9 protein-coding genes and 2 pseudogenes are annotated in these 9439 nt (G+C 69.3%); 6 read left to right on the top strand and 5 right to left on the bottom strand.

All coding sequences use genetic code 11. From position 1 onward, the window contains the following. Positions 1–288 (top strand): annotated as a pseudogene (locus CCR97_RS11180) (hypothetical protein); the annotation flags it as partial. 52 nt (positions 289–340) lie between these two features. On the opposite strand, the gene CCR97_RS11175 reads toward CCR97_RS11180, so the two are convergent. Beyond that, positions 341–1633 (bottom strand): phage major capsid protein, encoded by a 1293-nt coding sequence (locus CCR97_RS11175; protein ID WP_201159498.1) that lies wholly within the window; start codon positions 1631–1633, stop codon positions 341–343. Positions 1634–1667: 34 nt separating this feature from the next. Further along, positions 1668–2189: an HK97 family phage prohead protease gene (locus CCR97_RS11170; RefSeq protein WP_111360077.1), complete on the bottom strand. Its 522-nt coding sequence runs from the start codon at positions 2187–2189 to the stop codon at positions 1668–1670. 208 nt (positions 2190–2397) lie between these two features. Between CCR97_RS11170 and CCR97_RS11165 the strand changes: the two genes are divergently transcribed. Continuing rightward, a complete protein-coding gene (locus CCR97_RS11165) occupies positions 2398–3003 on the top strand; it encodes a carbonic anhydrase (RefSeq protein ID WP_111360076.1) in 606 nt (201 codons plus the stop codon). A 1-nt stretch (position 3004) separates the two neighbouring features. On the opposite strand, the gene CCR97_RS11160 is transcribed toward CCR97_RS11165, so the two are convergent. The 3 genes from CCR97_RS11160 to CCR97_RS11150 form a co-directional block, all read right to left on the bottom strand. Then, positions 3005–3175: a hypothetical protein gene (locus tag CCR97_RS11160; protein WP_170146067.1), complete on the bottom strand. Its 171-nt coding sequence runs from the start codon at positions 3173–3175 to the stop codon at positions 3005–3007. 16 nt (positions 3176–3191) lie between these two features. Continuing rightward, positions 3192–3380 carry a hypothetical protein gene (locus tag CCR97_RS11155; protein WP_111360075.1) on the bottom strand — a complete coding sequence of 63 codons (189 nt, stop codon included), beginning with the start codon at positions 3378–3380 and terminating at the stop codon, positions 3192–3194. Between the two features lie 298 nt (positions 3381–3678). Then, positions 3679–4902: a phage portal protein gene (locus CCR97_RS11150; RefSeq protein ID WP_111359392.1), complete on the bottom strand. Its 1224-nt coding sequence runs from the start codon at positions 4900–4902 to the stop codon at positions 3679–3681. Positions 4903–5012: 110 nt separating this feature from the next. Between CCR97_RS11150 and CCR97_RS11145 the strand changes: the two genes are divergently transcribed. The 4 genes and pseudogenes from CCR97_RS11145 to CCR97_RS11130 all read left to right on the top strand — a co-directional run. Beyond that, positions 5013–5168: a hypothetical protein gene (locus tag CCR97_RS11145; protein ID WP_170145995.1), complete on the top strand. Its 156-nt coding sequence runs from the start codon at positions 5013–5015 to the stop codon at positions 5166–5168. 248 nt (positions 5169–5416) lie between these two features. Further along, on the top strand, positions 5417–8494 hold the full coding sequence (locus CCR97_RS11140; protein ID WP_201159497.1) for a class I SAM-dependent DNA methyltransferase: 3078 nt from the start codon (positions 5417–5419) through the stop codon (positions 8492–8494). After that, positions 8491–8739, top strand: coding sequence for a hypothetical protein (locus tag CCR97_RS11135; RefSeq protein ID WP_146618876.1), 249 nt, complete (start codon positions 8491–8493; stop codon positions 8737–8739). Before CCR97_RS11140 ends, CCR97_RS11135 begins: the two co-directional genes overlap by 4 nt. 280 nt (positions 8740–9019) lie before the next feature. Next, positions 9020–9439: pseudogene (locus CCR97_RS11130) on the top strand (diguanylate phosphodiesterase); the annotation flags it as partial.

The raw sequence follows: 9439 nt of genomic DNA, 5'->3' as shown, positions 1-9439 counted from the left end.
GGCCAGAGCGCGGCGGCGCCGCCCTCGCCTCCGCCGCCGGCCGGCGCGCCCGTCAGCGGTCCGCTGCAGGATGTCGCCGCCGCGATCGCCAAGGCGACCCAGACCCCCGGACCCAACCCGGTCCCGCCGCAGGGCGGCGTCGCCGCCCAGGCCGACGCGGCCGCCAAAGGCGCGGCCGTGCCGGAGCGCGAGGTGATGCCGGGCCGCACCGCCTACAACACCGAGCGGATCTGCGCCCGCAGCTTCTGGGGATCGTTGAGCTGCACCGAGAAGGTCGTGCAGCAGTGACCGGAAACGTCGACGGAGCCGATCAGCGCGTGCCGATCGGCTCCGTCGCGTGTCAGCTCGCGGCGAACTTCAGGAGCTTGATCGCGTCGAAGTCCTGGACGCCGCCGCCGACCCGCTTGGTCGTGTAGAACAGCACGTAGGGCTTGGCGCTGTAGGGATCGCGCAGCACCCGCACGCCGGCGCGGTCGACCACCAGATAGCCGCGGCGGAAGTCGCCGAAGGCGATCGACAGCGCATTGGCGGCGATGTCCGGCATGGCGTCGTCGATCACCACCGGATAGCCGAGCAGCGTCGCCGGCTGGCCGGCCGCGAGGCCGGGCGCCCACAGATACTGGCCGGTGGTGTCCTTGAACTTGCGCACCACCGACTCGGTCTTGCGGTTCATGACGAACACGGCGTTCCGGCGATAGGCGACGCGCAGCGCGTAGCCGAGATCGATCAGCACGTCGGCCGGATTCGAGGCCGGGAAGGCGCCGGCCGCGCCGCTGGCGACATAGCCGAGATTGCCCCAGCTCCACGAGCCGTTGGCGACCGTCGTGTAGGCGAGGAAGCCCTTCGGCTTGTTGGTGCCGTCGCCCGCCACGAAGGCGGCCCCCTCCTGCTCGGCGAAGGCCTGGTCGACCTCGGAGGCAAGCCAAGCGTCGATGTCGACCATCGCGTCGTCGAGCAGCGTCGCGGTCGCCGCCGGCATGGCGTAGAGCTCCATGGTCGGGAAGGCGAGCTCGGCGAGCGCCGGCGCCGCGGTCTGCGGCCGGCTGTCGGTCTCGCCGATCCAGCCGACCGTCGGGCCGCTCGTCATGAACGGCTTCTTGTAGACGCTCGCCGAGACCGTACGGGCGCCGGCGATCGAGCGGATCGGCGACACGTCGACGAGCCGGCGGCCGATCTCGCGCTCCACCTCGGGCGGCACCAGATAGCCGCCGTCCGGCGCCGAGCCGACCGACAGCGCCTTGCGTTCGATCGCCAGCAGGCCCGAAGCGTCGCCCTTGCGGACATAGGCGTCGAACGCCGCCTTGTGCTCGCGCCCCGCCGGGCTGTCGAACGCATCGCGGCCGTCGCGGCCGAGCGCCGGGCGGGCGCCCTTGAGCGCCAGCGCGTCGACGCGGCGCTGATGCTCGATCAGGGTCGCGTCGATGCGGGCGAGGCGCTCCTCGGTGACCGGGTCGGCGGCGCCGCGCCGTTCGATCTGTCCGAGCCGGGCGTCGTTGGTCGCCTTGTAGGCCTCGAAGGTGCGGATGAAGTCGCTCATCGTCGGCGGCGGATCGAGGCGCGTCTCGGTGCGGGGATCGGGCCCCGCCTTGGTCTCCGGCGAGATGACGGGCAGGCGGTCGAGATCGATGTCCATGATGGCTCCTGATGGCTGGACGGGCTTTCGATGATCAGCGGCGCGGCGAATGCCCGGTGCGCGGATGCGCCGGACGTCCGCGGCACGTCGGCGCGCGGGTCTTCACGGCGCGCACGCGGGCGCCGGAGAGCAGCGGAAACGTGACGATCGAGATCTCCCACAGGTCGATCACGTCGAGCTTCCTGATGCGGGTCGCGGGATCGATGCGGCCCTTGACGGTGCGGAAGCCGATGGAGAGCCCGTCGACCGCGCCCTCGCGCACCAGCGCCAGCACCTCGCGGGCGCGCGCCACGTCGGGGATCAGCTTTCCGCGCGCCTTGAGGCCCCGGATGTCTTCCGTGAGGTCCAGCCATATGCCGATCGGCTCGGCCGGGTCGTGCTGGAACAGCATCGGGATGCGGCGCAGGCCGCGGGTGCGCAGCGTCTGCGCGAAGGCGCCCGGCATCACCATGTCACGCGCCTGGTCGATCTCGCCGAACAGCGAGGCGTAGCCCTCCACGGTGCCGTCGGGTTCGACGGTGGCGAGCGGGCGGACCAGATCCTGAGGCGCATGCATTGGACGATCCCCGGCACGGACGGACACGAGACGGCTGCGGCGGCGGAGGCGGCACGCGGGGCGCTGGGCGCGCGGGGCGCCGGTCGCGTGCCCGACGAAAGACGGGCGGCGCGGCCCTTCCGGGCGGGGCGCGATGGGGCTACAACCGGACTCGATCGGGCGGCGTCGGTCCGCGATGCGGCCCCGCGTGCGAGTGAGGCGTCCCGCGATGCTGAACAATCTGAAGGCCAACAACGCCGCCTGGGCGAAGCGGATGGTCGAGCACGATCCGGACTTCTTCCGGCGGCTCGAACGGCAGCAGGCGCCCGAGTATCTGTGGATCGGCTGCTCGGATAGCCGGGTGCCGGCCAACGAGATCGTCGATCTCGATCCGGGCGAACTGTTCGTCCATCGCAACGTCGCCAACCTGGCGCCGCCGCAGGACGCGAACTACCTCTCGGTGCTGCAGTTCGCCGTCGACGTGCTGAAGGTGAAGCACATCATGGTGGTCGGGCATTACGGCTGCGGTGGCGTCAAGGCGGCCGTGGACGGCATGCGGCGCGGCCTCGTCGACCACTGGCTGCATCCGATCCGCGAGGTGTGGAACGATCACCTCGACGAGCTGATGGCGATCGGCGACGAGAAGGCGCGCTTCGATCGGCTGTGCGAGCTCAACGTCATCCGCCAGGTGAAGAACGTCGCCTCCGACATCTTCGTGCAGGAGGCGTGGGGGCGCGGCCAGCCGCTGTGGGTGCACGGCTGGGTCTATTCGCTCTCCAACGGCCTCGTCACCGATCTCGACGTCACGGTCGGCGGCATCCAGCCGGCGACGTGACTCATTTGGCGACCCGCCGGCGGCGGGTGCGCAGACGCTTCGGCGCGTCGCGCAGCTGGCGCCGGCCGAGCCGGTCGAGATGAACGAAGAACTCGCGGAACACCGCGACATGGTCGGGCCGCGACTTGGTCTCGCCGCGCAGGCTGCGCAGCACCGCGTGCAGCGTGTCCATCAGGATCGTCTCCTCGTCAGGATCGTCTCCGGAGAATGTCGTTGAAGTGCGCGAGCGACTGGACGAAGTCGTCGAAGCGCCGCGACGTCGCCGCGAGCTCGCGCAGCGCATAGACGGCGAGCGCGCTCGACGACGACGCCCACAGGAACAGCGCGAGATGCGCCAGATCGCCCTTCTGCGAGAAGATGTCGACGAGGTCGGTCATGGGGCTCCTCGGGCGTCGTCGGTTCGTGGCGCGAAAGAAAGCCGCGGCGCCCTCGTTTCACCTCTCCCGGTGGATGGCTTTGCGAGTTGCCCCGTCGTCCCGGGGCGGCGCGTCAGCGCCGAGCCCGGGACCCATACCCCCAGTGTCCCGTGAGCCACCGACACAGGGGGTATGGATCCCGGGTCCGCGAACCTTAGGGTTCGCGCCCCGGGATGACGGGTGTCTAGCGATCTCCGCCGGGGAGAGGAGCCCGCCGTGCTCGCGGCATCGTCCGAGAAGGACCGCGGCACCGACCTGATCACATCAGGTCGCCGCCCTCGAGCGGGCCGAAGCCGAGCATCGCGCGCTTCTCGTTGACGGTGAGGAAGGCCGCGGCGCCGACCCGCTCCCACAGCGCGGCACGGTCGGCGGCGAGCGCGTCGATGCGGTCGGTGTCGATCTCGAGCCGCAGAGCGCCGCCCTCGGCCGGCCCGAAGGCGGGCGCCAGCCATTGCGCGAGCGCGCTGCCGATGCGGGCGCCCAGCGGCAGCACCGTGTGGCGCCAGAACGCGCGGTTCGCCTCCTGATAGTTCGCATAGGTGTTGTCGCCCGGGATGCCGAGCAGCATCGGCGGCACTCCGAAGGCGAGCGCGATTTCTCGCGCGGCGCTGTTCTTGGCCTCCAGAAAATCCATGTCCTTGGGGGTCAGCGCCATCGCCTTCCAGTCGAGCCCGCCTTCCAGCAGCAGCGGCCGGCCGGCATTGCCGGCGCCCTGATAGGTCGTCTCCAGCTCGCGCTTGAGCCGCTCGTACTGGTCGTCGCCGAGAATGCCGCAGTCGGGCGCCGCGTAGACGAGCGCGCCGGAGGGCCGCGCCGCGTTGTCGAGCAGCGCCTTGTTCCAGCGCGCCGCGGCGTTGTGGGTGTCGACCGCCACGGCCGCCGCCTCCAGGGCGCCGAGGCCGTAGTGATCGTCGAGCGGATTGAACAGCACGAGATGCAGGATCGGCGGCGGCTCGCCGATTTGCTCGAACCGCACCGTGCGACCCGCCACCGTGTAGTCGTAGGCCTGCGCCCAGCCGTCCGGCCCCGGCACCACGCGCATGCGGTCCGGGCGCAGCGCGAAGATTTCACGCGGCATTCCGTCCAGCGTCACCAGCTCCAGATAGCCGTTGCCGCTGATCAGGAGATGCGCCGTGAGCGCCTCGATCAGCGTCGCCCCGTCTTGGCGCGGATTGGGCCGCGCCAGCAGATCGGTCAGCGGATGGCGCTCGTGCAGCGCGTCGCCCGCGTAGGCGAGAAAGGTCAGCGCGGCGACGTTCTCGGCGACCAGCTTGACGGCGCGATGGACGATCGCGTTGGTGGAAAAACCCTCGCGGGCGAGCGCCGCATAGTCGCGCGGCGTCCACCGCGCCGTGCCGCCCGGCTCCAGCCGGATCAGCCGGGCGATGCGCGAGCTCTTCAGCTCGGTCGCGGGCGCGGAAGCGGGCGCCGGCGCGGCCGGGCGCGCGGCCTCGCGCCGGAGACGCAGGATGCGGTTCAGCATGGCGGTGGTTCCGATGTGGACGGGCCGTCGGGGGAACGGCCGGCACGGTCTCGCGTTGGTCCGGCGGCGGCGGATCACCCCGCCACGGCATCAGAGAACCGACGGACATCATGGCGCGACCGACCGACGAGACCCCGATCACCCGCTCGACGCCCCAGGCGCGCCAGGGCACCGTCGGGCACAATGTCCGTTATGTGCTCGGCTTCGGCGTGGTCGGCGCCGTCCTGGCGCTGACGGTGGTCTATCTCTGGTTCTTCGCCGCCTGAGGCGGCTCTGCCCGCCGGCCAGTCCGCCGCGAAGGCCTGGCTGACTTGGTCGGGGCTCGGGGCTCGGCGCCGGCCCCTGTGTAGCGCCCGGCGCCCCGACGCAGTTCTCGACCGTGCCCGATTGGTACCGAAGCAGCGTCACGCTGTCAAGGACTATTTTCCGTTTATCAGGATCATCATCCTTCGAGCCCGTCCTCGCCCTCGGTCGCGCATTCCGCGCCGGGCGAATCCCTGTTACCTCCTGCGGCATGACCCCGCAGCAGTTCATCAAGAAGTGGAAGCCCGTCGCGCTGACCGAGCGGGCGACCGCGCAGACGCACTTCCTCGATCTCTGCGCGATGCTCGGCCACGACGACCCGGTGACGGCGGATCCGGCCGGCGAGTGGTTCGCGTTCGAGAAGGGCGTCACCAAGACGGGCGGCGGCGACGGCTTCGCGGACGTCTGGAAGAAGGGCTTCTTCGCCTGGGAGTACAAGAAGCGGAAGCGCAATCTCGACGACGCGCTGGCCCAGCTGGTGCGCTACGCCGCCGCGCTCGAGAACCCGCCCCTGCAGGTCGCCTGCGACACCGACCGCTTCGTCGTCCGCACCGCCTGGACCAACGCGGTGACGAGGACGCACGAGTTCACGCTCGACGATCTCGCCGAGCCGAAGAACCTCGAGCTGCTGCGCGCCGTCTTCTTCGAGCCGCACAAGCTGCGGCCGACGCGGACGCGCGCCGCCGTCACCAAGGAGGCGGCCGACACCTTCTCCACCATCGCGCTGCGCCTGCAGGGCCGCGGCACACCGGAGGCGGTCGCGCATTTCGTCAATCAGCTCGTCTTCTGCTTCTTCGCCCACAGCGTGAAGCTGTTGCCGAACGAGTTCTTCCCGAAGCTCCTCAAGCGCGCGGCGCAGAAGCCGGAGCGCGCCAGCGGCTATTTCGACCGGCTGTTCGCCGCGATGGAGAAGGGCGGCGAGTACGACCTCACCGACATCGCCCATTTCAACGGCGGCCTGTTCGACGGGCGTCGCGCCCTGCCGCTCGACGCCGGCGACTGCGGCCTCCTGGTCGCGGCCGCGAGCCTCGACTGGAGCCAGATCGACCCGATCATCTTCGGCACCCTGTTCGAGCGCTTCCTCGATCCGGAGAAGCGCGGCCAGATCGGCGCCCACTACACCGACACCGACAAGATCATGATGATCGTCGAGCCCGTCGTCGTGCGCCCGCTGGCGAAGGAGTGGGAGGCGGCGCGCGCCGAGATCGAGGCGCTGCTGACCAAGAAGCAGAAGCCGCCGAAGCGCGCCCGGACGGGCCGCGCGATGAGCCCCGTGGAGGCGGCCGAGGAGGTGCGCTCGCGTTATCTGGAGCGGCTGCGCGGCGTCTCGATTCTCGATCCCGCCTGCGGCTCGGGCAACTTCCTCTATCTCGCCCTGCAGGCCGTGAAGGACCTCGAGCTGCGCGCCAATCTCGAATGCGAGGCGCTCGGCCTGTCGCCGCGCACCCCGGCGGTCGGCCCGGAGATCGTGCGCGGAATCGAGATCAACCCGCTCGCCGCCGAGCTCGCCCGCACGACGATCTGGATCGGCGACATCCAGTGGGGCATCCGCAACGGCATCTTCGCCCGGCCGGAGCCGATCCTGCGGGCGCTCGACACGATCGAGTGCCGCGACGCGCTGATCACGCGCGCCCCCTCGGCGTCGCCCCATGCTCCGTCACCCCCGGGCTCGTCCCGGGGGTCCACGTCGTCCGGAGAGAAGCAAGACGTGGATGGCCGGGACGAGCCCGGCCATGACGAGACCGGCGGATGGATCGAGGCCGAATGGCCGGCGGCCGAGTTCATCGTCGGCAATCCGCCGTTCCTGGGCGGCAAGCTGATGCTCGGTGCCATGGGCGAAGCCTATGTCAGATCGATGCGCGAGCCGTTTCAGGGGCGACTCTCGGAGTTCGCCGATCTCGTCTGTTACTGGTTCGAGAAAGCGAACAGGCAGCTCGACGCCGGTCTCGCGTCGCGGGTCGGCTTCGTCGCCACGAACTCCATCCGGGGCGGCGCCAACAGGCGCGTGCTGGACGAGATCGCCTCCAAGAATCGTTTCATCGAAGTCTGGTCCGACGAGCCGTGGATCGTCGATGGAGCAGCCGTCAGAGTGTCGATCGTTTGTTTCGGAGTTAGGTCAACGGATGAGCCCCTTCAACTCAATGGCACTTCTGTGGCCGAGATTCATCCCGACCTAACGTATGGAGCAGCTGATCTAACATCAGCGAGACGTCTCTCCGAGAATGAGAATGTTTGCTTCGAAGGCGGCCAGAAGTATGGCGATTTCGACGTTCCGGAACAAGTCGCCGAGGATTGGCTAAAAGCGCCAACGAACCCGAATGGACGACCAAACTCAGATGTGCTGCGTCCGTACCGAAACGCGTCCGACATCGTGAGACGGTCCGGGAACCGTTGGATCATCGACTTCGGAGATCAGCTTACCGAAGCCGAAGCGGCTCTCTACGAGAAGCCGTTTCAGCACATCCGAGAGCACGTACTGCCTGCGCGCCGCACAATGCCACGCAAGATCCATCGCACTTATTGGTGGCGACACGGGTGGGTGAGGAAGGGGCTCGATTGCCGCCTCAAATCACAGAGGCGAGCGATCGCAACTCCTGTTGTATCCAAGCATCGAGTTTTTGTTTGGATCGACAGTGTTGTATTTGCATCCAACTTGCTTGATGTCATCGCCCGCCACGACGACACCACGTTCGGCATCCTGCATTCGCGCTTCCATGAATCATGGTCGCTGCGGCTGTGCACTTGGCTCGGCGTCGGCAACGATCCGCGCTACACGCCGACCACCACGTTCGAGACCTTCCCGTTCCCCGAGGGGCTGACGCCCAACACTCCGGCCGAGCGTTACGCCGACGACCCGCGTGCCGTCGCGATCGCGGCGGCGGCCCGAAAGCTCGACGAGTTGAGGAACGCCTGGCTCAATCCGCCGGATCTGATCAGGATCGAGCCCGAGGTTTTTCCGACCGCCGAGCAGCGCGCGGCCGGTGCGAAGCCCCTCTATCCCGACCGCATCCTGCCGAAGGACGCGCAGGCGGCCGTGATCCTGAAGAAGCGCACGCTGACCAATCTCTACAACGAGCGGCCGCAGTGGCTCACCGACGCGCATCGCGACCTCGATGCGGCGGTCGCCGCCGCCTATGGCTGGCCGGCCGACATCGCGGAGGAGGACGCGCTGGCCCGCCTGCTCGCCCTCAATCTCGCCCGCGCCGCCGCCGGCGCGGCCCCGGCCGCCGAGGCCGAGACCGACACGGAGACCTGCTCCGGCACGGAGGAGGAGGACGGCGAGGCGTGATCGCCCGCCGTCCGTCCGCCGCCGGCCGGACCAGGCGGACCGGGCGCGAACCTGCAAAGTCTTCAGGGACTGACAATCGCCGCGAATACTTGGACGGAACGACCGGGCGCGACAATGTTGCCCACAAATATTTCTGTCACATCGTAAAGCTGCAAAACAATCCAAGGATGCATAATGCGATCAGCTCGCCTTATGCGACAGATCTCGACAAAAGCGCGGCAGCCGATCCGGCCCGTTTTGCCTAGCCGAATGGACTTACGCAGAAATCCGGCCGCGACCCGACCGATTTTCGCGCCCGGCATTGCGTCCGGCCTGTCGTCCGGCCCCGAGTTGCAGACGGTTCGACTAAAAGTCGCAGGCAGATTATCGCGCGGATCGAATGAAGCGCGCCAAGGTTCTCTCAACATCGCCGACCGACATACCTTGGTCACAGGTGGGATTTGGCCCGCCGGCACGTTGGCGAATCAAGGCGTTCGATGACCGAGAGCGTTCCGGCACGGGCTCGGACCGACAGGACCCGGACTGATGAGCACCCCCATCGCGTTCCCCCGCTTCGGCCGGCGCCGGATCACGCCACAGGCCTGCGTGCTGACCGGCCGGTCGCATCTGCGCGCCTTTTTGGGCGAGGCGCTCGCCGAGCTCGGCTTCGTGGTGCGGCCCTGCGCCGACGACGACGGCTTCGCGGCGGCGGCCGCGACGACGCCGCTCGACCTCGTGGTGCTGCCGCTGCCCGACGGGCCAGCGACCGCGGCGCGGCTGCGCCACCTCGCCGTGGCGAGCCCGGAGGCGAGCGTGCTGCTGCTCGGGCCGCCCGCCGCCCCGGCGCTCGCGGCCGCCGAGGAGCTCGCCGCGGCGCTCGGCCTCACGGTGCTGCGGCCGCTGGCGACGCCGTTCCGGCCCGCCGATCTCGCCCTCCGCGTCGCGCATCTCGCGCCGCGCCGCGCC

The organism is Rhodoplanes elegans, from assembly GCF_016653355.1.
GTDB lineage: Bacteria > Pseudomonadota > Alphaproteobacteria > Rhizobiales > Xanthobacteraceae > Rhodoplanes > Rhodoplanes elegans.
This window is presented reverse-complemented; position numbering and strand designations above follow the sequence as displayed.

Coding starts and splice junctions, on each gene's coding strand:
- CCR97_RS11175 (WP_201159498.1), bottom strand. CDS start 1,633: ATGGACATCGATCTCGACCGCCTGCCCGTCATCTCGCCGGAGACCAAG.
- CCR97_RS11170 (WP_111360077.1), bottom strand. CDS start 2,189: ATGCATGCGCCTCAGGATCTGGTCCGCCCGCTCGCCACCGTCGAACCC.
- CCR97_RS11165 (WP_111360076.1), top strand. CDS start 2,398: ATGCTGAACAATCTGAAGGCCAACAACGCCGCCTGGGCGAAGCGGATG.
- CCR97_RS11160 (WP_170146067.1), bottom strand. CDS start 3,175: ATGGACACGCTGCACGCGGTGCTGCGCAGCCTGCGCGGCGAGACCAAG.
- CCR97_RS11155 (WP_111360075.1), bottom strand. CDS start 3,380: ATGACCGACCTCGTCGACATCTTCTCGCAGAAGGGCGATCTGGCGCAT.
- CCR97_RS11150 (WP_111359392.1), bottom strand. CDS start 4,902: ATGCTGAACCGCATCCTGCGTCTCCGGCGCGAGGCCGCGCGCCCGGCC.
- CCR97_RS11145 (WP_170145995.1), top strand. CDS start 5,013: ATGGCGCGACCGACCGACGAGACCCCGATCACCCGCTCGACGCCCCAG.
- CCR97_RS11140 (WP_201159497.1), top strand. CDS start 5,417: ATGACCCCGCAGCAGTTCATCAAGAAGTGGAAGCCCGTCGCGCTGACC.